The sequence below is a fragment of the Klebsiella sp. K5-306 genome (assembly GCF_051835185.1).
GTDB lineage: Bacteria > Pseudomonadota > Gammaproteobacteria > Enterobacterales > Enterobacteriaceae > Klebsiella > Klebsiella oxytoca.
The window spans coordinates 44,372-67,509 of record NZ_JAIFJY010000023.1 but is presented as its reverse complement, the minus strand read 5'-3'; the positions used below and the strand labels follow the sequence as shown (position 1 = coordinate 67,509).

The following is a 23,138-nucleotide window of genomic DNA, read 5'->3' as shown; positions in this document are numbered from 1 at the left end:
AGAATGGCAATCCCTAAATTACAGGCTTACGCGCTGCCGGAAGCCAGCGATATCCCGGCGAACAAAGTGAACTGGGCATTTGAGCCGTCCCGTGCCGCGCTGCTGATCCATGATATGCAGGAGTATTTCCTTAATTTCTGGGGCGAAAACAGCGCGATGATGGAGAAAGTGGTGGCCAACATCGCCGCCCTGCGCGAGTTCTGCAAACAGAATAATATTCCGGTTTTTTACACCGCCCAGCCGAAAGAGCAGAGCGATGAAGACCGCGCGCTGCTGAACGACATGTGGGGGCCGGGTCTGACCCGTTCTCCTGAACAGCAGCAGGTCATTGCCGCTCTTGCGCCGGACGACAACGATACCGTACTGGTGAAGTGGCGCTACAGCGCGTTTCATCGCTCGCCGCTGGAGGAGATACTGAAAGAGGCGGGGCGCGATCAGCTGATTATCACCGGCGTGTACGCCCATATCGGCTGCATGACCACCGCAACCGACGCGTTTATGCGCGATATTAAGCCATTTTTCGTTGCCGATGCGCTGGCTGATTTCAGCCGCGAGGAGCATCTGATGGCGCTCAACTACGTGGCGGGTCGCTCCGGTCGCGTGGTGATGACGGAAGAGCTGCTGCCGCTGCCGGCATCGAAAGCGGCGCTGCGCGCGCTGGTGCTGCCACTGCTCGATGAATCCGATGAACCGATGGATGACGAAAACCTGATCGACTACGGCCTGGATTCGGTACGCATGATGGCGCTCGCCGCGCGCTGGCGTAAAGTGCACGGCGATATTGACTTCGTGGTGCTGGCGAAAAAACCGACCATCGATGCCTGGTGGGCGCTGCTTTCTCGCGAGGTGAAATAATGAACGGGCTAGATTTTCACGGCCAGACCGTGTGGATCACCGGCGCGGGTAAGGGGATCGGCTACGCTACCGCGCTGGCGTTCGTTGAGGCCGGCGCGCAGGTAACCGGTTTTGATCTGGCGTTCGACGGTGCAAGCTATCCGTATGCCACCGAGACGCTGAACGTCGCCGACGCGCAGCAGGTGGCGCAGGTATGCGGCCGCCTGCTGGCAGGGATCGAGCGGCTGGATGTGTTGGTTAATGCGGCCGGTATTTTGCGGATGGGGGCGACCGATGCGCTGAGCCTTGAAGACTGGCAGCAGACCTTTGCCGTCAACGTTGGCGGGGCGTTTAACCTGTTCCAGCAGACGATGGCGCAGTTCCGCCGCCAGAAAGGCGGGGCGATTGTGACCGTGGCGTCCGACGCTGCGCATACCCCGCGCATCGGCATGAGCGCCTACGGCGCATCAAAGGCGGCGCTAAAGAGCCTGGCGCTGACCGTCGGCCTGGAGCTGGCGGGCAGCGGCGTACGCTGTAATCTGGTTTCTCCTGGTTCTACCGACACCGATATGCAGCGGACGCTGTGGGTGAGCGATGATGCAGAGCAGCAGCGCATTCGCGGCTTCGGCGAGCAGTTTAAGCTGGGCATTCCTCTGGGCAAAATCGCCCACCCGCAGGAGATTGCCAATACCATTCTGTTCCTCGCCTCCGACCACGCCAGCCATATCACGCTGCAGGATATCGTGGTGGACGGCGGCTCGACGCTGGGGGCATAAATGGCCTGGAAACGTCAGCTGACGCTGGATGAGCTTAACGCCACCAGCAGCAATACGATGGTGGCCCATCTGGGCATCGTCTATACCCGGATTGAGGAGGGCGTGCTGGAAGCGGAAATGCTGGTCGACGCGCGAACGCATCAGCCGTTTGGCCTGCTGCACGGCGGGGCCTCCGCGGCGCTGGCGGAAACCCTCGGCTCGATGGCCGGGTGGCTGATGACCGAAGAGGGGCAGTGCGTGGTGGGGACCGAGCTCAACGCCACCCATCACCGGGCGGTCTCCAGCGGCAAAGTCCGCGGCGAATGCCGGGCGCTGCATCTCGGACGTCAGGGCCAGAGCTGGGAAATTGCGATATTCGACGAGCGAGGACGGCGCTGCTGCACCTGCCGTCTGGGCACGGCGGTCCTCGGCTGAGGCATAGCCTGTTCCCGGGTCAGGCGTTTACGCCGCAACCCGGGGAATACGCCGGGATTGAGACTTTGGCGCGGCTTCTTCCCGGTGGCGCTGCGCTGACCGGGCTACGGGTTCTCCGCCGTCTGCGGGCCGGTAGCCCGGACAGGCGCGTCAAGCGCCGCCTCCGGGGAAACAACCTGCGATGCAGTTACAGAATATCCCTCCCTGTTTTCATCCATTTTCCTGCCAGAAGTGATCTCGCTTGCAATGTGAGATAAATCCTTGCCGTCAGGCGACATCTGCAACGTTTCAGAGTTGTTAAAACTCGTATTGTGTTCTAGAAACAAATTGTAACATCCTGATTACCCTACCTGTGGAACACAATGATGAATAATTCAGGGAAATACCTCATCTGGACACTGCTCTCCGTTATCGGAGCCTTTGCCCTGGGCTATATCGCGCTAAACCGGGGTGAGCAGATTAACGCGCTATGGATTGTCGTCGCGGCAGTCTGCGTCTATCTGATCGCCTATCGCTTCTACGGCCTGTATATCGCCAAAAACGTGCTGGCGGTTGACCCGACGCGCATGACTCCGGCGGTGCGTCACAACGACGGCCTTGACTACGTTCCGACCGATAAGAAAGTGCTGTTCGGCCACCATTTTGCCGCTATTGCCGGCGCAGGGCCGCTGGTTGGCCCGGTGCTGGCGGCGCAAATGGGCTATCTGCCGGGAATGATCTGGATCCTGGCGGGCGTGGTGCTGGCCGGGGCGGTACAGGACTTTATGGTGCTGTTCGTCTCAACCCGTCGCGACGGACGTTCGCTCGGCGAGCTGGTGAAAGAGGAGATGGGCCCAACCGCCGGGGTGCTGGCGCTGGTGGCCTGCTTTATGATCATGGTTATTATCCTTGCGGTGCTGGCGATGATCGTGGTGAAAGCGCTGACCCACAGCCCGTGGGGCACCTACACCGTGGCCTTCACCATCCCGCTGGCGATATTCATGGGCATTTATATTCGCTATCTGCGCCCCGGGCGCATTGGCGAAGTGTCGGTGATTGGTCTGGTGATGCTGGTGTTCGCCATCATCTCCGGCGGCTGGGTGGCGGAAAGCCCGACCTGGGCGCCGTGGTTTGATTACACCGGCGTACAGCTTACCTGGATTCTGGTGGGCTACGGGTTTATTGCCGCCGTACTGCCGGTCTGGCTGCTGCTGGCGCCTCGCGACTACCTCTCTACCTTCCTGAAAATCGGCACCATCGTCGGTCTGGCGATTGGGATTCTGATCATGCGTCCGACGCTGACGATGCCGGCGCTGACCAAATTTATCGATGGCACCGGGCCGGTATGGAGCGGCAGCCTGTTCCCGTTCCTGTTTATCACCATCGCCTGCGGCGCGGTTTCCGGCTTCCATGCCCTGATCGCTTCCGGCACCACCCCGAAAATGCTGGCCAACGAAGGCCAGGCGTGTTTTATCGGCTACGGCGGCATGCTGATGGAGTCCTTCGTAGCGATCATGGCGCTGGTGGCGGCCTGTATTATCGACCCGGGCGTCTACTTCGCGATGAACAGCCCAATGGCGGTGCTGGCTCCGGCGGGCGTGACCGATGTGGTGGCGTCGGCGGCGCAGGTGGTGAGTAGCTGGGGCTTTACCGTCACCCCGGATACGCTCAATCAGATCGCCAACGAGGTAGGGGAACAGTCGATTATTTCACGCGCGGGCGGCGCGCCGACGCTGGCGGTGGGCATGGCCTATATCCTCCACGGTTCGCTGGGCGGCCTGATGGACGTCTCTTTCTGGTACCACTTCGCGATTCTGTTTGAGGCGCTGTTTATCCTGACCGCGGTGGATGCCGGCACGCGGGCGGCGCGCTTTATGTTGCAGGATCTGCTTGGGGTGATCAGCCCGGGGCTCAAGCAAACCAGCTCGCTGCCGGCGAACCTTCTTGCGACCGCGCTGTGCGTGCTGGCCTGGGGCTACTTCCTGCATCAGGGCGTAGTTGACCCACTTGGCGGCATCAACACCCTCTGGCCGCTGTTTGGTATTGCCAACCAGATGCTGGCAGGGATGGCGCTGATGCTCTGCGCGGTGGTACTGTTTAAGATGAAGCGCCAGCGTTATGCCTGGGTCGCACTGCTGCCAACCTCCTGGCTGCTGATCTGTACCCTGACCGCGGGCTGGCAGAAGTCGTTCAGCACCGATACCAAAGTGGGCTTCCTGGCGATTGCCAACAAGTTCCAGGCGATGATTGACAGCGGCAATATTCCGCCGCAGTACACCGAGTCGCAGCTGGCGCAACTGGTGTTTAACAACCGTCTGGATGCCGGGCTGACCATCTTCTTCATGGTAGTGGTGGTGGTTCTGGCGCTGTTCTCAATTAAGACCGCGCTGGCGGCGCTGAAAGAGGACAAACCGACGGCGAAAGAGACCCCTTACCAGGCGATGCCAGCTGATGCTGAAAGCCTGGTCACCCAGGCGAAACGCGCCCATTAAAGCGTCATTTTATTGCCCTCCTTCATGAGAAGGAGGGCGGTTAGCGGAGTTGGAAATGTTTGATACCCTTTCGAAAGCAGGAAAATATCTGGGCCAGGCGGCGAAGATGATGATCGGCGTCCCGGATTACGACAACTACGTGGAGCACATCCGCGCGACCCACCCCGAGCAAACGCCGATGACCTACGAAGAGTTTTTCCGCGAACGTCAGGACGCACGCTACGGCGGTAAAGGCGGCGCGAAGTGCTGTTAACCCTCTTTCGGCAGATACAGGCTGATCTGCTCCTGCGTACAACCGTAAATGGCCGCCAGCTTTTCGCGAGTGCGCTTTTGCGGGCGGGAGTCGATAGCTTCTAGCTGGGAAACCGCAGACTGGCTAATCCCGAGCTTATTGGCCACCTCCTGCTGCGACAGGCCGCGCAGAATGCGCCAGGCCGCCTGCAGGCTGACTTTCTCTTTATCCATGATGTCGCAGACGTCACCCGGCAGCATCACGTTGTCGTAGATATCGTGTTCTACCGGAATATCTTCAAGATCGGCTTCCGTTTCATCATCCAGCTCGGCTAGCTGCAAACACATCTGGAAGTATTCGTCGTAGGGGATCACCGCGTACTGCGCTTTCCCTTCATCATCCTTAATTATCTGAACAGCCATATGGCATATTCTCCTCATGCAAATAGGTTGTTGAGGTTCTGCGCTTAACGGACACGATAAACAGGTCGTTCAGCGTCAGCCCCTGACGTGTGAAAATGATCCGATAATCCCCTACCCGAAGACGGTAATGATTCTCTGGTTTAGATAATTTCTGACATCGGGCCGAGGAGCCGTACGGTCACCTAAATCCGCTAGCCTGCTTTTGATTCTCTGTTGATAGCGATAATCGATATTTGCCAGTTCCTTTTTTGCCACTTTTGACCAGATGAGCATGCTATGTACCTCCACTGTACACCTCAGTTGAATATAAGAAAATAATAAGTTTATAAGATAAGTTTGCTATTTTCTTATGAGGGTACCCTAACGCAGAATCGTCATCTGGCGAAGGCAGAAACATCGGCTTTGCGAGGCGGCTCGAAAGCGCCTCCGCCGGGCGGCAGAGGCGAATAAAACGGAGGGGTTAACCGGCGAAACGTTCGACTTTTTCAAACGCGGCGCGCAGGGTTTCTCCGTTCAGTTCAACCGGCAGAAAATGGATAGACTCCACCGGGCGCAGGGTATGGGCAATCACCTTATTCAGCTGTTCGCGGTTATTGATATCCACCTCCAGCGCCGCCAGGGTGGTTGGCAGATTAAAGCGCTGATACGCCTGCACCAGCTGCGCCAGCACGTCGTCCTGGCCGAGCAGGGCGCTCTGGACCAGAATACCGTAGGCGACTTTGGTCCCGTGAAGATACTTCTCGGTCTGCGGCAGCACCGTCAGCCCGTTATGCACCGCATGGGCGGCGGCGACGCGGGTATAGCGCTCGCCGAGCCCGCCGACCATACCGCCGCCGGCGATGATCGCATCCACGACGTCGCGGAAAGCCTGGGTTAGCTCGCCGCGTTGCTGGTCGGCCAGCGCGGTTTCGCTGCTTTCCAGCAGTACATCGCGGATGGCCAGCGCGCCGTTGATGCCAAGGCGCACGGTGAGCGGCAGCGTCTCCGGCTGCGGAGCCAGCACTACCGCTTCATACCATTTCGCCAGCGTATCGCCGATGCCCGCCAGCAGATATTCCGCCGGCGCGTTAAGAATAATGCGCGGCTCCACCAGCACCAGAAAGTTGGCATCGTCGAAGATTTCAAACTGCAGCGCCTGACCGGCATCGTTATACCACACCGACAGCGGCGTCCAGACCGCGCAGGTGGCGGCGATGGTGGGGATAGCCACCACCGGCAGGCCGAGGCGCCGGGCCAGCGCCTTCGCGGTATCCAGCAGCGCGCCGCCGCCTACGCCAATCACCACCGACCGATCGTCGCCGGACGCGCGGGCCAGCTCGCTGACATCGCTTTCGCTACAGTGGCCTTTAAAGAGGATTTTTTTGGCTCCGGGAGCGTTAAACGCTGCCGGCAGAAAAGCCTGGGCGCCTGCGATAGCCCGCTCGCCGTAAACCCACACCGCGCGTGAAAGCTGTTCTTCGCTATAAAAATCCTGCAGCCGCGCAAGGCTGCCGGGATGGGAATAGTAGTTGGCGGGGCCGGGGACCACGCGGATATCGCTATGACTCATTCATGCTGTCCTTGTTCTGTTTCGCTAACCCGATGTTATGTCTGGACATCCAGATGGCTAATATTATTTCGCTTTATCTTATGCCTTTTATGCATTTGTCAGTCAAGGGCAGCTATGAAAAATTCGTTAAATCAGAAGATTAATCGACAGGGTGCAGGGGATGACCGGCAATCGCCTTGAGATGCAAAATATTAGCCTGGCCTTTTCCGGCTTTCGGGCGCTCAGCAACGTGGCTTTTACCCTGCAAGGGGGCTCGGTGCATGCGCTGACCGGCGCTAACGGCGCAGGCAAGTCCACGCTAATGGCGGTGCTGTGCGGCACCCACGCCCATTACGAAGGCGAGGTGGTGATTAACAACCAGCCGGTGAGCATTCGCTCGCCGCGCGATGCTAAACAGCTGGGGATTCATCTGGTGCAGCAGGAGGTAGACGTGGCGCTGGTTCCGGGCCTGAGCATCGCGGAAAACATCATGCTCGACAGGCTGGCGGAACCGGGGCTCGCCTTCCGCTGGGGACGGCTGCGCCAGCTGGCGCGCGAGGCGCTGGCTCAGCTTGACGTCAGCCTCGACGTGCGCCGCTCCATCGACAGCTGCACGCTGGCGGAAAAACAGCAAATCCTGCTGGCTCGCGCCCTGTCGCATCACTGCCGCTTTCTTATCCTCGATGAGCCAACCGCGCCGCTGGACCAAAACGAAAGCGAGCGCCTGTTTGCGGTGGTTCGCCGCCTGCAACAGCAGGGCCTTGGCATTGTGTTTATCTCGCACCGCATTCATGAATTAAAAGCCGTTTGCGACACCCTGACGGTGCTGCGCGACGGCCGACTGATTGAGAGCGGGCCGATGGCCGATCTCAGCGGCGAACAGATCGTCGAGAGAATGCTCGGTCATGAGCTGAGCGATATCTTCCCGCCGAAGCGGCCGCCCCATAGCGATGAGGTGCTGCTACAGGTGGAAGGGCTGCACGACGAAGGGTTATTGCAGGATATCTCCCTGCGTTTGCGTAAGGGAGAGATTCTGGGGATCGCCGGACTGGCGGGCGCCGGCAAAACCGAGCTGTGCAAGGCGCTGTTTGGCGCCAGCAAGAGTCGTTTGACGCGCGGCGAACTGAATAGTCAGCCGTGGCAACCGCGTGACCCGGCGGACTCGGTAGCGCGCGGCCTGGCGCTGGTGCCGGAAGAGCGGCGCAAGGAGGGCATTTTTATCGAGGAGCCGGTGGCGATGAATCTGGCGGTCAGCGCCGATAGCAGCTTCTCCCGCTGGAGCCTGTTTGGCCATCGTCAGGCCTGGCGCTGGGCGGAAGAGGTGATTGCCCGCGTAGGCATTCGGACTTCAGGCCCGGCGCAGAGCCTGCGCCGGCTCTCCGGCGGTAATCAGCAAAAGGTAGCGATTGGCAAATGGCTGCGCGGCAACGCCAACGTCCTGATTTTCGATGAGCCGACCAAAGGGGTCGACGTCAAAGCCAAAACGGATTTATTCAATGTGATCGACGGCCTGGCGCGGGAAGGCAAAGGGGTGATTTACGCCTCGGGCGAATTCGCCGAGCTGGTCGGCCTGTGCGATCGCATCTGCGTGCTGTGGGACGGACGCATCGTGGCGGAAATTGCGGGCGCGGAGGCCCGGGAAGAAAACATTCTTTATTACTCCACCGGAGGAGCAGCAGCGTGAGTAAAGCCCTGGCAGTTAACGCGGCGGTTTCTGGCCGTCAGCGATTTTTCGATTTTCTCTACAAATGGGGCATGTTGCTGACCGTCGTCCTGCTGATCGCCGTTTTTGGTCTGGCATCGGACAACTTCCTCGACCCGTTTAACATCATCAATATCCTGCGATCTATCGCCATCGTGACGGTGATCGCTATCGGCGTATCGATATCCCTGACCATCGGCGGCTTCGATTTGTCCGTAGGCTCCACCGCCTCGCTGGCCAATGCGCTGGTGATTTCGCTGTTTGTCTGGCACGGCTTCGGCACCACCGAGGCAATTCTTGTCACCCTCGCGCTCTGTACCTTAGTGGGGCTGTTCAACGCGTTTCTGATCGTGATCCTGCGTATACCCGACATGCTGGCGACGCTTGCCAGCCTGTTCGTGATTCAGGGCGTGGCGATGACTTACAGCTACGGCGGGTCGATCACCGAAAATATGGTGCTGCCGAGCGGCGATATGGCGGAAGGCGCGATTCCGGCGGCGTTTGGTTCGCTCGGACAGGTGCCGACGATAGTGATCATTATGCTGGTGGTGACCGTTGTCGCCCAGCTGGCGCTCTCCTTGACCACTCACGGCCGGCGGATGTACGCCATCGGCGGCAATCCGGAAGCGGCGCGCCTCTCGGGTCTGCGGATCACCCGGTACAAAGTTGCCGCTTACGTAATCGCCTCCCTGCTGGCGGGGCTCGGCGGCATTCTGCTGGCGTCGCGCATCGGCTCATCGCAGGTGAACGCCGGCGGCGGCTATCTGATGGATGCGGTGGCGGCGGCGTGGATTGGCTTCTCGCTGGCCGGTTCCGGTAAGCCGAACGCGCTCGGTACGCTGGTGGGGGCGGTCATTTTAGGCGTGCTCTCCAACGGCCTGGTGATGCTCTCGGTGCCCTATTACGCGATGGACATTATTAAAGGGCTGGTGCTGGCTGGCGCGCTCGCACTGACTTATTTTCAGCGCCGTACCTAAAATTTTACAGGGTAAACACTATGAAAAAGATAACGCTTTCACTCATCGCGCTGGGATTGTTTAACGCGACGGCAGCTTTTGCTGAAACCCCGGCGCCGCTTCCGACAGCGATCGCCGACCATAGCGGGCCGATTCGCATTGCGGTGATCCGCAACTTGGGCTCCGACGATAACACCACCCAGTTTGTCTCCGGAGCGGTCCAGGAGGGCAAAAAGCTCGGCTTTAAAATCAGTACCTTCCTCAGCAACGGTGATGACGCCAAATTCCAGGACTTCGTTAACCAGGCGATTAGCCAGAAATACGACGGCATTATCCTTTCTCAGGGGCGCGATCCCTACGCCACTGCGCTGGTGAAAAAAGCGGTGGACGCCGGGATCAAAGTCTCGGTCTTCGATACCGCGGTAAACGGCCAGATCCCGGGCGTCACCGTCACCCAGCAGGATGACGCTTCCCTGACCGAACTCTCCTTTGGCCAGCTGGTGAAAGATTTCAACGGCAAAGCCAATATCGTCAAACTGTGGGTTGCAGGCTTCCCGCCGATGGAGCGTCGCCAGGCGGCCTACCAGACGCTGCTTAAACAAAATCCCGGCATCAAAGAGCTGGAATCGATCGGCGCCGTCTCATCCGATGTGCAGGGTGATACGGCCAACAAGGTTGGCGCGATCTTAGCGAAATACCCGAAAGGTAAAATTGATGCTATCTGGGGAACCTGGGACGCGTTCAGCCAGGGCGCTTATAAAGCGCTGAAAGAGAACGGTCGCAGCGAGATCAAACTCTACAGCATCGATATTTCTAACCAGGATCTGCAGCTGATGCGCGAATCCGGCAGTCCGTGGAAGGTGAGCGTAGCGGTGGATCCGAAGCTTATCGGCGCCACTAACGTGCGTCTGATCGCCAATAAGATTGCCGGCGAACCAACCCCTGCAACCTACGACTTTAAAGCGGCGGCGATTCCGCAGGCGCTGCTGGCGGCGCAGCCGGGAGCGGTCAACGTCGCTTCGCTGGGTAAAATTATTCCAGGCTGGGGCCAGACTGAAGACTTTATCGCCCCGTGGTTTGCCACTCTCGAAGCGAAAAACAAATAATAGCGTCCGGCGGCTGTCAGGTACCCTCTGCCAGCGGTAGAGGGGAACCAGCGCTGCCCGGCAACAGGAGGTTATGTGGCTGAATTACCGCGCCCGGAATACAGCCGCAATATGCGGCTGATTGGACATAGCGATCAGGGAGGACGCCCGGACGGCGTCCAGCTGATGGTACATCGTGGTTATGCCTATATTGGCCATATGGTATCGCAGGGCTTTTCCGTAGTGGACGTACGTGACGCGAAAAATCCGCGAACGGTCAATTACATCGCCGCGCCACCCGGTACCTGGAACGTCCATTTACAGGCGCACGACGATCTGCTGCTGGTGATCAACGCCCGGGATCTGTTCGCCGATGCCCGCTTCGCCGACGAGAAGGTTTATTACACCCGTTCGGTGGGCGAGACGGTTAGCGACGTACGGGAGAAGGGCTGGAGCGCCGGGCTGCGGATTTTTGATATTTCCACCCCGGATAAACCGCAAGAGATCGCCTTTCTGTCGCTTAACGGCATCGGTATTCACCGAATCTGGTACGTCGGCGGGCGCTGGGCCTACGTTTCCGCGCTGATTGACGGCTTTAGCGACTATATTTTCCTGACTATCGACCTGGCCGATCCGCGTAAGCCGGAAGTTGCCGGGCGCTGGTGGCTGCCGGGGATGAACCAGGCGGCGGGGGAGACCGCGCAGTGGCCGGAAGGTAAGCGCTATGCCCTGCATCACGCGATTATCGCCGGCGACACCGCCTACGGCAGCTGGCGCGACGGCGGCCTGACCCTGCTCGATGTGCAGGATCGCTCTCAGCCGAAGCTAATCAGCCACCGTAACTGGAGCCCGCCGTTTGGCGGCGGTACCCACACCGCGCTGCCGCTCCCGGACCGGGATCTGCTGGTGGTGCTTGATGAGGCGGTACTGGATAACCAGCAGGATGGGGAGAAGCTGATCTGGCTGTTCGACATTCGCGAGCCGACGAATCCGGTGAGTATCGCCACTTTCCCGCAGCCGGATGAAGCTGATTACGTGGCGAAAGGTGCGCACTTCGGTCCACATAACCTGCATGAGAATCGCCCCGGCAGCTTTGTCAGCTCAACGCTGATTTTCGCCACTTATCAGAACGCGGGCGTTCGCGCTTACGATATTTCCAACCCTTATCGGCCGGTGGAAACCGGGGCGCTGGTGCCCGCCGCGCCGGCGAAAATGATGGATACCCGCCCCGGTCGTCCGCGGGTGATCCAGTCCTGCGATGTGTTCGTCGACGCTCAGGGAATAATCTACAGCACCGACTATAACGGCGGGCTGTCGGTGATTGAGTATTTGGGGTAGGGGATGGTGGGTTGTTGCCTTCCCGGGTCGCGGCGCAAACGCCTTAACCGGGCTACAGACGGTGGTGCCCCCGTAGCCCGGCTAAGCGCAGCGCGAGCCGGGAAAGGCTGGACGGAGATTCAACCGTACTGGCGAATTCGCGCAATCAGCTCATCCACGCTGTCGATGCGATCGGCAATCACAATCAGCGCTTTACCCAGCGTGATGGCGTGGCGCAGGCATTCATGACGCATGGCTTCGTCCGGGATAGCGTCGATATCCGCCACGTGTGATAGCCCGACGCTGCGGCGAATCAGCTCGGTGCCGCAGAAGCCCACCGCGTCGGCCCACACTTTCTTCAGAAACGCGGAGGCATAGCCGGGGCAGGCCAGCGCCACGTCGCGGGATTTCTCCGCCGCCAGCGCCTGGAAACGCTCGGCAAAGGTGGTCCAGAACTGCTGTATATCGTTGAGGCGCTGTTCGCGAGCGGCGGCGGCATCGCGAATGCCCAGATGCCCCGGCAGGCCGCAGTAGTTGAGCAACAGGTTGCCGATGGCGGTGCCGATATCGAAGCCAATCGGGCCGAAAAAACCGAACTCGGCGTCGATGGCCTTAAAGCTGCCTTCGGCGACGAAAATTGAGCCGCTATGAATATCGCCATGCAGTAACGCTTCGGCATGGGAGAAGAACCGGTGCTTGAGCGCGGCCACCGCCAGCTTCAGCTGGGCATCTTCTCGCAGGGCGGCGACGTCGGTTTCCAGCGCTGATGGATAGCTGTTGCGCTCATGAACCTGATACGGATCGTTAAAGAACAGATCCTCGGTAATTTCGCACATCTCGGGGTTGATAAATTGCGCCACCTGGGCCTTTTTCTCGTGAGGATGCAGATAAAAGTCGCTGGTGTGGAACAGCGCCTGGGCCAGGTATTCCCCCAGCTGGCTGGCGGCGCGCGGGTAGTAAACGTTGTTAATCAGCTCACCGCGCCAGATGCGGTGATCGGAAAGATCTTCCATCACCATCACCGCCAGCTCGGGATCGAAATGCACAATCCGCACCGTGTGCTGCGGGCAGTGCTGATGGTGAGCCATCAGGGTTTGCGCCTCAAGGCGCGCGCGGTCAAGGGTCAGCGGCCAGGACTCTCCTACGCAGCGCACGTAGGGCAGCGCCTGCTTAACGATAATCCGGCTCACGCCCTCGGTATCAAAAATTTTAAACACCAGGTTGAGGTTGCCATCGCCCACTTCCTGCGCGGACACCAGTTCTGTCGGATTATCGATACCGCCAAATTGTTGGGCGTAAGCCACCGCATCGCTGGCCGTGAAAGTATGGTATTGCGACATTGCCTCGATCCTCAAAATTCTGATTAAGCCGTTCAGACGTCTATACTTCTGGATTTCATCCTGACACAATGTGATACAACAACGCAACAGGGATTTAACTAAATGCAGACACTACAGACCACCAGCCTGCGGGTAAGCGAAAATCAGCTCTTTATTCTTGACCAGCAGGCCTTACCGCAGGAAAAACGCTGGCTGGCGGCGGATAACGTCGAATTGCTGGTGGACCATATTCACGCCCTGCGGGTACGCGGCGCGCCGTTGATTGGCCTGTCCGCCAGCCTGCTGCTGGCGCTGCTGGCGCGGCGCGGTCTGACCCGCGATGCGCTATCTGAGGCGCTGGAGACGCTGCGCGCCGCGCGTCCAACGGCGGTGAACCTGATGAATAATCTGGATCGCATGAAGCTGGCGCTGGCGAAGGAGCACTATCCGCAGGCGCTGGAAGCGGAAGCGCTGCGCCTGATCGCCGAGGATAAACAGCTTTGCGCCAGCATCGCCGAGGCGGGCAGCGCGCTGGTGACGCCGGGTAGCCGCCTGTTGACCCACTGCAATACCGGCGGCCTGGCGACGGCGGGCGTCGGCACCGCGCTGGGAGTGATTGTGCTGGCGCATCAGCAGGGGAAAGTGGCAAATGTCTGGGTGGATGAAACGCGCCCTCTGTTGCAGGGCGGACGCCTGACCGCCTGGGAGCTGGGTGAGCTGGGAGTGCCGTATCGGCTGATTACCGATTCGATGGCCGCCAGCCTGATGGCGCAGGGCCAGATCGACGCGGTTTGGGTGGGCGCTGACCGTATTGCCGCCAACGGCGACGTAGCCAATAAAATCGGCACCTATTCGCTGGCGGTTCTGGCAAAATATCACCAGATCCCGTTTTACGTAGCCGCGCCGCAAACTACCCTGGATCGCCATTGCCCGAACGGCGCGGCGATCCCGATTGAGCAGCGGGCAGCCGCCGAAGTCACCGGCGTCGCCGGCAGCTTTGGCGCGGTGCAGTGGGCGCCGAAAGAGGCTGCGGTTTACAATCCCGCGTTCGACGTCACGCCCGCAACGTTAGTCAGCGGCTGGGTGCTGGATAGCGGCGTGGTCACCCCGGAGCAGGTCGCCGCCGGGGCCTTCAAACCAGAAAAAGCCTGAACCTGAGCCAAAAAGCGAAGCGACCGCCAAAGCTTCGCCTTCTACTTATTTATGGCAGCACCATCTCCACCGCCGGAGCGGACTGCGGATCGATATTGCGGCCCAGCGCGGTCAGCGCCGCCTGGTAAGGGCACAGCGTCCCGACATCGGTCGTCTGGCAGCCCGCCTGACGCCACTCCTGGCGCAGCAGCGGATGCTGGCTATCCGGCGTTTGCAGGCGGCGCAAATCGTCCAGACTTTGCGCCTGGAAGTAGACGCGCAGGTAGCGCTGACCGCTGCGGGTATCGCGCCAGCGTTCCAGTACCAGGCTGCTACCCGGCGGGATATTGCCGCGGCTGTACCCTGGCAGCTGCCAGCTAAAGTCCATTAACGTCCGCACCATGGCGATATTCGTATCGTGCGCCACCAGCAGCAGCCAGCGCACGTTCGGCGCGGCGCTCTCTTTTACCCCTTCAAGCATGGCGTTGAGCAGAATCGAGCCGCGTTTTTGCGCGGTATAAAACACATCGTTGCTCAGATCGTAGTTCTCCGTCAGCAGCGGCAGCAGGGCGGTTATCTGGCTGGAACGGGTAATGTGGCCCCACGCCAGCTGGCTGAGAGGCAGGTTCTCGCTCCACCCCAGACGCAGCGTCTCAACCATATTGGCCATCACGCTCAGCCCGCTAATCGAGGTTTTGCCGCTTTTGCTCTGCTCCACCTGCCACGGTAGATCAAACACCGGGCAGGGCTTATCGGGTACGCAGACCGCGTTTTTCAGCAGCTGAATTGCCGGAGCCAGCGCCTGCCGACGCTGCGCCAGATCGCCGGCCTTCTTCTTCACTTCCGCCAGCTGGCGGGCGGGGTCGGTTTGCGTGGCGGCAAATTTGTCGGTCTGAAACAGCGGATCCGCGTCGCCGCTGACGTGATGAATCATCACGCCGCAGCCGGGAAAGGCGCCGTCCACCAGCGCCTGGGCGGTGGCCCGCGTACGCTGCAGGGGGCTGGCGCGTACATAAATCTCACCGCTCGCCGGGCAGCCCGCCGTCAATAGCCCCAGCTGGCGAAAGCGCGCGCCCTCATCGCGCCCCTTATTGACGACGGCGGCATAGCCGTGGCCGGTCAGCTCGCCGTCGTGGGTGGTCCACTGCGTCCACGGACGCTGGGTCGCGGCTTCGATGGCCTCCCGGTTGCCCTCCGTCGGCGGACGAATGCCGTGGCGGCTGAGTTCAACCACTTTTTCCAGCGCATACTGCGTGGCGGCATGGCCCGGTGCGGCCAGCAGCGGCAGAGCGCAGGCAAGCAGCAGGCGTAGCAAAACCTGATGTCGTACAGGCATCATAAAATCTTCCTTATAAGTTAAAAGGTTATGACGAGAATGAGGTCTGACGTTCTATCGCGTGTCGCCTGGCGACAATCGCAGCGGTGGTAAAACAGAATAGCGCGGACACGAGGCCGGTGCCTACCCAAAACAGCGACAGCGTACTGAAGTCATATAGCGTTTTGCCGTTTTCGATCATCGAGGTTTTATCGATGATGATGCCGGTGAGAAACTCGCCGAGTCCCGCCCCCGCGTAGCTGGCGATACCGATAGTGCCGAGCGCGGCGCCCGCGGCTTTACGCGATGAAATATCGACCGCGATCAGTCCGCCAAGGAAGCAGGTCAACGCTCCGATGGTGGCGCCGAAGATAATCATCGCCAGAATATCGGTGTAGTAGCCGTGCGGCGACCAGAGCATCAGCGCGAAGCCGGCGGTGTTGAGCAGGCTGATAAACCCGGCCATCACGCTGCGGTTACGCGGGAAAAAGCGGTCGGAGAGCATCCCGGCGATAATGGTTCCGGCAATACCCGCGATAGCGTTGACCCCGATAATCCCGGACGCTTCGAGAGTAGAGTAGGCTTTATCCTGTTCCAGAAAGAAGATCCCCCACGAGTTCACCGCGTAACGGTCGATATACATAAACGCCGAGGCCAGGGCCAGCGTCCACAGGGCCGGGTTACGCAGCGCCAGCAGCTGGTTTTTAAATACCGAGCCGCGGGCTTCCGTCTCCTCCTGCGGTTCATCGCGAATGACGTTGATGGGCGGGAAGCCGCAGCTTTGCGGCGAGTCGCGCATAAACAACAGCATCAGCACCACCCCGGCGGCGCCGAGCGCGGCGGTCGACAGGTAGCCCATCTGCCAGCCGAATCCGGCAATCACCGCGGCGATCACCATATAGGTCATCGCTTCGCCGATGTTATGCGCCGTCGACCAGATCGCGTAAAAAGTGCCTCGTTCTTTACAGCCGTACCAGCGCGCCAGCGATACCACGCACGGGCCAACGCCCATCGACTGCGCCCAGCCGTTAATCCCCCAGAAGATTGCCAGCAGCATGGCGTTGCTGGTCATCCCCATCATCAGGTTCATTCCGGCGCTTAGCAGTAGCCCGAGGCTCATGTAGCGCACTACGTTGGCATGATCGGCAATAAAGCCGTTGACCAGCTTGCCGATGGCGTAGCTGAAAAATAGCGTTGAGCCGATCATGCCCAGCTCCGTTGGGGTTATGCCGAGTTCCACCAGCGCGCTTTTGGCGACGGTGAACGATAGCCGGCAAACGTAGAACGTGACGTACGCCAGGGTCATGGTAATAAAGGTTTGCCAGCGCACGCTGCGAAAGCGCCGCTCATCGAACTCTCCGCCCGCTTTGGGCGGCGAAGCGCGAAAAAATGCGATAATTCTTCCAGACATAATGGTATCTCCGAAGGTCGGAGGCCTGACTGATTAGTGTGGTTCGTCCGTGAGGTTTATCGTCGTTGTGTAGAGTACATAATCAGATAAAGCCTGACCCGATACGGTTAAGGTAATGGGTGACAAAGCATGTTTTTTAATTGTGGGTAGAGCGTCTTGCTGGCCAGCAGCAGCGGGTTGCCGTGACGAATCCCGTCGTTTGCCAGATAATCGTTGCTAAGGCCGCCCGCTTCGCGCATCAGCACCAGCCCCGGCAGCCCGTCCCAGGGGTTCATATGCGGTTCGTAGTAGCCGATAAGCCTGCCTGCCGCCGCCCAGGCGCTCATCAGCGCTCCGGAGCCGTTGCGGATAAACATCCCGCCGTCGCTCAGCAGCGCATCGAGGAAGGGCAGAAAGAGCGCAGGCGTCACGCGGTGCGAGGTGCCGACGCCCATCACTCCCTCTTTGACCGTCGCACCCGGATGCGGCGCGACAGGCGCATCGTTAAGCCATGCGCCCTGGCCTTTCAGGGCGTGGAACAGCTCGCGATGGTTGGGGTCGTACACCACGCCGATAACCGGTTCCCCGTCGGCGACGATAGCCAGCGACAGGCACCAGGTATGCAGGCCGTTAAGAAAACAGCTGGTGCCGTCGATAGGATCGACAACCCACAGGACGCGGGCGTCCGGCATCTGCGTTCCGCTCTCTTCGCCGAGAAAGCCGTCCTGCGGGAAGGCGTCCATAATGCGCTGCTTCACAAACGCTTCGACCTGTTTATCGGCGACGCTGACCACGTCCTGCAGGTCATCGCCTTTATGATCCACCGCCAGCCGGTCGCGCTGCTGATAGAATTCGAACGCCAGTTCCGCGCCGGCCTGCGCCAGCTCGCAGGCCAGGCGGTAGCGGGCCTGCAGTTCATGTAATTCCAGTGATTTCATCGTAACTCCCTATTTTGCACACGTGTGCAATTTGCCTGAAAAAAACAGCCCCGAAGGGCAAAATGAGTGTGGATGGATTAAAAAAATTATTCTGTGATCGCTCCAGCATAAAATGAATTTTTCATTTTGCACTTTGACGAACGATCAGTTTCACCGGCACTTCACGATGGCGTGACGGCAGACTGAATTTGGCGATCCGCGTGACCAGCAGATCCACCGCATGGTGGGCGAGCAGGGCAGTATTTTGCTGCACGGTAGTCAGCTGATAGGGCTGCCAGTCCGCCTGCGGGATATCATCGAAGCCGATAATAGCGGGTAGCGAAGCGGCGGGGTTGTCTGCCCGCAGACCGTCCAGGGCGCCGAGCGCCAGCATATCGGTGGCGCAGAAGAGCGCCTGCAGCTGCGGATGTGCGGCAAGCAGCTGTCTGGCGGCGGCAAATCCCGCCTGATAGCCGCTGCTATCGCAGAAGTGCGCGGCGATCTCCATGCCCTGGCTATGGGCAACAAACGCTTCGTAGCGCTGGCGGGTGCTGAAGTTATCCAGACTTTCGCCGATAAACCCGGCCTGGCGCCACTGGCGCTGAGTACACAGGTCGGCGACCAGCTTCGCGCCCTGCGCGTTGTCGCTGCACACGCGATCGCAGCCGGCCAGGTCGGCGTGGCGGTTGATAAGGGTGACCGGGATTTTTCGCTCCAGATACTCCTCCGCCAGCGACAGCGGCGGCGCCCCGGAGGTAATAATGACGCCTGCGACGTGATAGCTCAGCAACTGTCTGAGCGACGGGGCGAGCTGCTGCGGATCGTCGGCGTTCATCAGCAGCGGCATAAAACCGTTGAGCGCCAACTGGTGGACCAGCGGCGACAGCAGCTTACTGCGGAACGGGTTATCAAATCCGGCGGTGACGATGCCGATAAAGTTGCTGCTGCCGGTGTTCATCGTGCGGGCGATGATATTCACCTGATAACCCAGCGTTTCCGCCGCGGCGAGAACCTTCTGGCGGGTTTTTTCCGCCACCGACGCGCCGGGGGTAAAGGTGCGGGAAACTGCGGAACGGGAGACGCCAGCGAGCCGGGCAACGTCCTCTGCCTTAATCCATTTTTTTTCGCTCATAGTATCAGGGTACGGGTTGTCCTCAGTGAGCCCGCGCCGACGCAGGAGCCCATCGTCGGCACGGAAAAAGTAGTAAGAAGGTACCACATAAATCCTCGGCCGAGCAGCGGGTTGACGCGGCACAGGTACCGCGCCAACGTCAGGCTTATGCCGGATAGCGAATCTGCTCCGCCTGGCGCTGCAAAATGATTTTGCCGTGACGAATGGAGGTCAGCACTTTTGCCTGGCGGCACAGCGCGTCATAGTCGTTTTCCGCATCGAGGATCAGCAGGTTCGCCGGGCGCCCTTCGGCAATACCGTAGTTATCGCCGAGGCACAGCGTGCGGGCGCTGTTATCGGTAATCAGATCGAGGCAGCGCTGCAAATCTTCGTATCCCAGCATATGGCAGATATGCAGCCCGGCGTCGAGAATGCGCATGATGTTACCGTTGCCCAGCGGGTACCACGGGTCCTGAATGGAGTCCTGGGCGAAGCAGACGTTGATCCCGGCGCGGTCCAGCTCCGCCACCCGCGTCACGCCGCGGCGTTTCGGCCAACTGTCGAAGCGCCCCTGCAGGTGAATGCTTTCGGTCGGGCAGGAGATAAAGTTGATGCCCGACGCTTTGAGCAGGCGGAACAGCTTCGAGCAGTAGGCATTATCGTAAGAACCCATAGCGCAGGTATGGCTGGCGGTGACCTGCGCGCCCATGCCGCGCACCCGGGCCTCTTCCGCCAGCACCTCCAGAAAGCGCGACTGCGGATCGTCGGTTTCATCGCAATGCACGTCCACCAGGCAGCCGTGGCGCTGGGCCAGGTCCATCAGAAAAACCAGCGAGCTGACGCCCTTATCGCGGGTGTTTTCGTAGTGCGGGATACCGCCCACCACGTCGGCGCCCATTTCGATGGCGCGGGTCATCAGCTCGCGTCCGCCGGGGAAGGACTCAATGCCCTCCTGCGGGAAGGCGACGATCTGCAGATCGATAAGATGAGCCGCCTCCTTTTTCACCCTCAGCATTGCCTCAAGGGCGGTCAGGGAAGGGTCGGTAACATCAATGTGGGTACGCACGTGCTGCACGCCGTTGTCGCGCAGCATGCCGATGGTTTTCAGCGCCCGCTGGCGGGTATCTTCGACGGTGACGCTCGCTTTACGCTGGCTCCAGCGGGCGATGCCCTCAAACAGGGTACCGCTCATATTCCACTCCGGCTCGCCCGCCGTCAGGGTGGCATCGAGATGAATATGCGGCTCGACGAACGGCGGGATCGCCAGCTTTTGCTCTGCGTCGATATCGTCGGCGTCAGCCGTCTGCACGGCGGTCTGCGCGGTGATGCTCTTAAACAGACCGTCCTCTAGCTCAAGGGTATAAAGCGCTTCTTGCTGGCGCAGACGCGCGTTGATAATTTTCATGGTTGTTCCCGTAAATGGTTTTGCGACATACGCCAGATCGCCAGGGCGACCGAGGCGTTGAGATGAAACTGCGGGTGGCTGACCGGATAGCGGGTCAGCTTTTCAATGCGTTGGATACGCTGATGCAGCGTGTTGCGGTGGATACCCAGCCGCTCGGCGGCCCGGACCACGTTGCCGCTCTCCTGAAGCAGCGTTTCCAGCGTCTCCATCAGCAGCCATGGGCTTTTGCGATCGGGTTCGATCAGACAGCCGAGGGTATCGTGCATAAAATCGCTCAGTAGCCCTGGGTCGCCGACGGCGGAGAGCAGCTTGATAAAGCCCAATTGCTGGTAGTCGCTGATGCGCTGGGCCGGACGCAGGCTATCGCTGAGGTCCAGCGCCTGACGGGCCTGCGACAGCGCGCGCTGATATTCCTGTAGCTGCTGCACCGGCGCCGAAAGGCCGCACAGCAGCGATAGCCCGTCGTCGCCCTCCGCCAGCGCATGCAGCCACGTCTGGAGCCACGCTTTCTGCTGATAAAACTCGCCCTCTTCATCCGGCAGCAGGAAGAGAAACATATTGCCGCGCTCGACCAGCGGAAAGGGATTGCCCTGCTGATTGAGCTGCTGCTGCAGGCGCTGGCGTACGGTGCGGCGGGCCTGCTGCAGCCAGGCCTCGGCCTGCTCCGGCGGAAACTGACGAAACAGGCGTTGGATACCTTCCAGCCGCAGCGCCGCTACCCGCAGCGGCCGGGTAAAGTCCAGCTGCTGGTGGAGCGCGCGCTGATGCAGAATTTGCAGGTCGGGAAAGTCGCCGGTTAACAGCTGCAGCAGAATATCGCGCTGCGATTGCAGGGCGTTTTCGCTGCGCACCAGCGCGGTACCGATGCGTTCGGTCACGATCACCATTTTCAGCAGATAGGGCTGTTCGATCAGCGGTATGCCCAGTTCATCGGCCAGCGCAATCAGGCGCGGCGGGATCGCCTGAATGTACGCATCGCCGGTGAGGATCACCATCCCGGCAATCCCGCGCTGCTTGCCCTCCATCAGCAAATGGATCAGGTTGTCTTCATCGCGGGGATGGTTGATCCCGGTGATGAACACCAGCTCCCCGCCCATAATCCATTCGGCGATATTTTCATTTTCCGCCACGTAGTACCAGCGCACCGCCAGCTGTAGCCCCTGCTTACCGGCGCGCAGGCGCATGGCGGAAAGCCCATCAAGGGCGAGGATTTCGCCCACCGTCAGACTCATGACTACTGTTCCACGACGGAATCAGCGGCGGGCTGGCGTTTGCTCAGACGAGTCAGCGCGATATAGACCAGCGCGGAAACGGTGATACCGACCAGCGGGGCGATCCACGGCGAGAGGTAGGCCACCACCGCGCCCACGGCGTAGGCGCTAAGCCCCAGCCAGTTAAAACGCGGCAAACGGGCGGTGTGCAGCAGCGGGTAGCGGCCGCCGCGATAAAACCAGTAGTCGGCGAGGATCACGCCGCCGATGGGGGGAATGATGCTGCCCAGCAGCACCAGGAAAGGAATCAGCATTTCATACATACCGCCAATGGCCAGCAGAATGCCGACCCCGGCGGCGACTACGGTCAGGGTGCGGCGACGCTCGCTGCGCAGCAGATGGCAGGCCGCCGCCGAGACGTTATAAATCGTCGGCCCCTGAATGGTCAGCAGATTGAGGCACAGCATCACCACCGCGGCGACCGACAGCCCCTGCAAAATCAGCACTTCCACGATATCAGCCTGCTGGTAAACGATGGCGCACCAGGCGCCGGCGATAATCATTAGCCCGTTGCCGATCAGGAAGCTACTCATGCTGGCGACGATGGCGGTACGGCTGGAGTTGGCCAGCCGCGTCCAGTTGGTCGCCTGGGTCGCGCCGCTGGCAAAGGTGCCGAATACCATGGTGATGGCCGCAGACCAGCTCATGGTTTCGCCGGGTTCGATTTGGGTCATCGCCTGCCAGCCGCCGGCGTGATGGGCGGCAAGGTACATCGACACCACCAGCAGAATAAACATCAGCGGCACCGATACGCGCGACAGCGCATCCAGCCCCTTGTAGCCCACCAGCGCGGTGACGCAAAACAGGATACCGAACAGGATCATCAGCGGAGTCGTCAGCGCCTCAGGAAGGGCGAGGATTTTGACCAGCGAGATGGCGACCGTCGCCGTACCCCAGGCGTACCATCCCAGCTCGGCGAAACCGAGGATAAAATCGGCGAGCTTGCTGCCGATTTCCCCGAAGCAAAAACGCCCCATCAGCACGGTATTTAGCCCGCTGCGCGCGGCAATCCAGCCGAGCGACGCGGCGTACAGAGCCAGCAGAAAGTTACCGATTACCGCAATCCACAGCAGGTTAACGATGGAGAAAGAGACGCCCAGCTTGCCGCCCGCGAACATGGTGCCGGTGAAAAAGGTAAAGCTGAACAGAACCATCGAGATGGAAAATACGCCCTTGCGCCCGGAAGCGGGCGCTTCGACGAGTGGAAAATCATTGCTGTTTGACATGGTGGAACCTCTGAGTGGCTATCCGAATAGCGATGGCTGATGGGTAGCAAGAGGTATGCCAAAAAAATCAAGGCAGGCATAACACAATAGGGTGGGCAATCTGCACATAAAATCGTATTTCTCGGTCGTCGATTGCCATCAATCTGTGCACAGTGCCATGTTTTGCACCATCGCGGGGCGCGGGGGTTGGCTACGGTAGCCGCATAAATACCGGGCGGCGGCTGGCGCCTCACCCGCCCTGAAAGACCGTGCCGAATCGACAAATGATGTCAATTTTGCGCCTTTTCCCGCTGGAACGATTAGCCATCTTTTTAAC

General features: G+C 60.1%; 21 protein-coding genes and 1 pseudogene. 10 read left to right on the top strand and 12 right to left on the bottom strand.

Annotation, left to right across the window (positions count from 1 at the left end; translation table 11 throughout):
- The first annotated feature begins 3 nt into the window (after window positions 1-3).
- From entB to entH, 3 genes are read left to right on the top strand one after another with little or no spacing between them, the layout of a single operon-like run.
- Window positions 4-855: an enterobactin biosynthesis bifunctional isochorismatase/aryl carrier protein EntB gene (gene entB / locus K2184_RS25700; RefSeq protein WP_004100078.1), complete on the top strand. Its 852-nt coding sequence runs from the start codon at window positions 4-6 to the stop codon at window positions 853-855.
- Window positions 855-1,610 (top strand): 2,3-dihydro-2,3-dihydroxybenzoate dehydrogenase EntA, encoded by a 756-nt coding sequence (entA, locus tag K2184_RS25695; RefSeq protein WP_163525216.1) that lies wholly within the window; start codon window positions 855-857, stop codon window positions 1,608-1,610. The genes entB and entA overlap by 1 nt, the downstream gene beginning before the upstream one ends.
- Window positions 1,611-2,024 (top strand): proofreading thioesterase EntH, encoded by a 414-nt coding sequence (gene entH, locus K2184_RS25690; protein ID WP_047720171.1) that lies wholly within the window; start codon window positions 1,611-1,613, stop codon window positions 2,022-2,024.
- A 104-nt stretch (window positions 2,025-2,128) separates the two neighbouring features.
- Here the strand turns inward: entH and K2184_RS25685 are convergent, their stop codons facing one another.
- Window positions 2,129-2,350, bottom strand: coding sequence for a hypothetical protein (locus K2184_RS25685; protein ID WP_047720169.1), 222 nt, complete (start codon window positions 2,348-2,350; stop codon window positions 2,129-2,131).
- A gap of 39 nt (window positions 2,351-2,389) precedes the next feature.
- Here K2184_RS25685 and cstA point away from each other — a divergent pair, with 39 nt between their 5' ends.
- Both cstA and K2184_RS25675 read left to right on the top strand, forming a co-directional pair.
- A complete protein-coding gene (cstA, locus tag K2184_RS25680) occupies window positions 2,390-4,495 on the top strand; it encodes a pyruvate/proton symporter CstA (RefSeq protein ID WP_032727939.1) in 2,106 nt (701 codons plus the stop codon).
- A gap of 55 nt (window positions 4,496-4,550) precedes the next feature.
- A complete protein-coding gene (locus K2184_RS25675; RefSeq protein ID WP_004130340.1) occupies window positions 4,551-4,748 on the top strand; it encodes a YbdD/YjiX family protein in 198 nt (65 codons plus the stop codon).
- On the opposite strand, the gene K2184_RS25670 is transcribed toward K2184_RS25675, so the two are convergent.
- From K2184_RS25670 to K2184_RS25660, 3 genes and pseudogenes are all read right to left on the bottom strand, one after another.
- Entirely contained in the window at window positions 4,745-5,149 is a 405-nt protein-coding gene (locus tag K2184_RS25670; protein ID WP_004100084.1) for a helix-turn-helix domain-containing protein, read from the bottom strand. The genes K2184_RS25675 and K2184_RS25670 overlap by 4 nt on opposite strands.
- Window positions 5,130-5,422, bottom strand: a pseudogene (locus tag K2184_RS25665) (type II toxin-antitoxin system RelE family toxin). The gene K2184_RS25670 and the pseudogene K2184_RS25665 overlap by 20 nt, the downstream one beginning before the upstream one ends.
- 187 nt (window positions 5,423-5,609) lie before the next feature.
- The gene (locus K2184_RS25660) at window positions 5,610-6,698 is read right to left on the bottom strand and encodes an oxidoreductase (protein WP_163525214.1); all 1,089 of its coding nucleotides are present in this window, start codon (window positions 6,696-6,698) and stop codon (window positions 5,610-5,612) included.
- Window positions 6,699-6,858: 160 nt separating this feature from the next.
- On the opposite strand from K2184_RS25660, the gene K2184_RS25655 reads away from it, so the two are divergent.
- The 4 genes from K2184_RS25655 to K2184_RS25640 all read left to right on the top strand — a co-directional run bounded on the left by K2184_RS25655 (window position 6,859) and on the right by K2184_RS25640 (window position 11,758).
- On the top strand, window positions 6,859-8,361 hold the full coding sequence (locus K2184_RS25655) for a sugar ABC transporter ATP-binding protein (protein ID WP_163525212.1): 1,503 nt from the start codon (window positions 6,859-6,861) through the stop codon (window positions 8,359-8,361).
- The gene (locus K2184_RS25650; RefSeq protein WP_004100091.1) at window positions 8,358-9,356 is read left to right on the top strand and encodes an ABC transporter permease; all 999 of its coding nucleotides are present in this window, start codon (window positions 8,358-8,360) and stop codon (window positions 9,354-9,356) included. The genes K2184_RS25655 and K2184_RS25650 overlap by 4 nt, the downstream gene beginning before the upstream one ends.
- 20 nt (window positions 9,357-9,376) lie before the next feature.
- Window positions 9,377-10,441: a sugar ABC transporter substrate-binding protein gene (locus tag K2184_RS25645; protein ID WP_004100093.1), complete on the top strand. Its 1,065-nt coding sequence runs from the start codon at window positions 9,377-9,379 to the stop codon at window positions 10,439-10,441.
- 75 nt (window positions 10,442-10,516) lie between these two features.
- Window positions 10,517-11,758: an LVIVD repeat-containing protein gene (locus K2184_RS25640; protein WP_004100095.1), complete on the top strand. Its 1,242-nt coding sequence runs from the start codon at window positions 10,517-10,519 to the stop codon at window positions 11,756-11,758.
- A 119-nt stretch (window positions 11,759-11,877) separates the two neighbouring features.
- Here K2184_RS25640 and mtnK read toward each other — a convergent pair whose 3' ends face one another.
- The gene (gene mtnK, locus K2184_RS25635; RefSeq protein WP_049591146.1) at window positions 11,878-13,077 is read right to left on the bottom strand and encodes an S-methyl-5-thioribose kinase; all 1,200 of its coding nucleotides are present in this window, start codon (window positions 13,075-13,077) and stop codon (window positions 11,878-11,880) included.
- A 102-nt stretch (window positions 13,078-13,179) separates the two neighbouring features.
- Between mtnK and mtnA the strand changes: the two genes are divergently transcribed.
- Window positions 13,180-14,208 carry an S-methyl-5-thioribose-1-phosphate isomerase gene (mtnA, locus tag K2184_RS25630; protein WP_163525210.1) on the top strand — a complete coding sequence of 343 codons (1,029 nt, stop codon included), beginning with the start codon at window positions 13,180-13,182 and terminating at the stop codon, window positions 14,206-14,208.
- A gap of 49 nt (window positions 14,209-14,257) precedes the next feature.
- Here the strand turns inward: mtnA and K2184_RS25625 are convergent, their stop codons facing one another.
- From K2184_RS25625 to codB, 7 genes are all read right to left on the bottom strand, one after another.
- Complete coding sequence (locus K2184_RS25625) at window positions 14,258-15,526, bottom strand: histidine-type phosphatase (protein ID WP_053064695.1); 1,269 nt, start codon at window positions 15,524-15,526, stop codon at window positions 14,258-14,260.
- A gap of 25 nt (window positions 15,527-15,551) precedes the next feature.
- Window positions 15,552-16,913, bottom strand: coding sequence for an MFS transporter (locus K2184_RS25620; RefSeq protein WP_004100101.1), 1,362 nt, complete (start codon window positions 16,911-16,913; stop codon window positions 15,552-15,554).
- A 107-nt stretch (window positions 16,914-17,020) separates the two neighbouring features.
- Window positions 17,021-17,830, bottom strand: a complete 810-nt coding sequence (locus K2184_RS25615; RefSeq protein WP_004100102.1) for an inositol monophosphatase family protein — start codon at window positions 17,828-17,830, stop codon at window positions 17,021-17,023.
- A gap of 121 nt (window positions 17,831-17,951) precedes the next feature.
- A complete protein-coding gene (locus K2184_RS25610; RefSeq protein WP_024273902.1) occupies window positions 17,952-18,941 on the bottom strand; it encodes a LacI family DNA-binding transcriptional regulator in 990 nt (329 codons plus the stop codon).
- A 145-nt stretch (window positions 18,942-19,086) separates the two neighbouring features.
- A complete protein-coding gene (gene codA, locus K2184_RS25605; RefSeq protein WP_064370977.1) occupies window positions 19,087-20,325 on the bottom strand; it encodes a cytosine deaminase in 1,239 nt (412 codons plus the stop codon).
- The gene (locus K2184_RS25600) at window positions 20,322-21,557 is read right to left on the bottom strand and encodes a PucR family transcriptional regulator (protein ID WP_064370976.1); all 1,236 of its coding nucleotides are present in this window, start codon (window positions 21,555-21,557) and stop codon (window positions 20,322-20,324) included. The genes codA and K2184_RS25600 overlap by 4 nt, the downstream gene beginning before the upstream one ends.
- A gap of 2 nt (window positions 21,558-21,559) precedes the next feature.
- Window positions 21,560-22,822, bottom strand: coding sequence for a cytosine permease (gene codB, locus K2184_RS25595; RefSeq protein ID WP_004111297.1), 1,263 nt, complete (start codon window positions 22,820-22,822; stop codon window positions 21,560-21,562).
- Window positions 22,823-23,138: the final 316 nt, after the last annotated feature.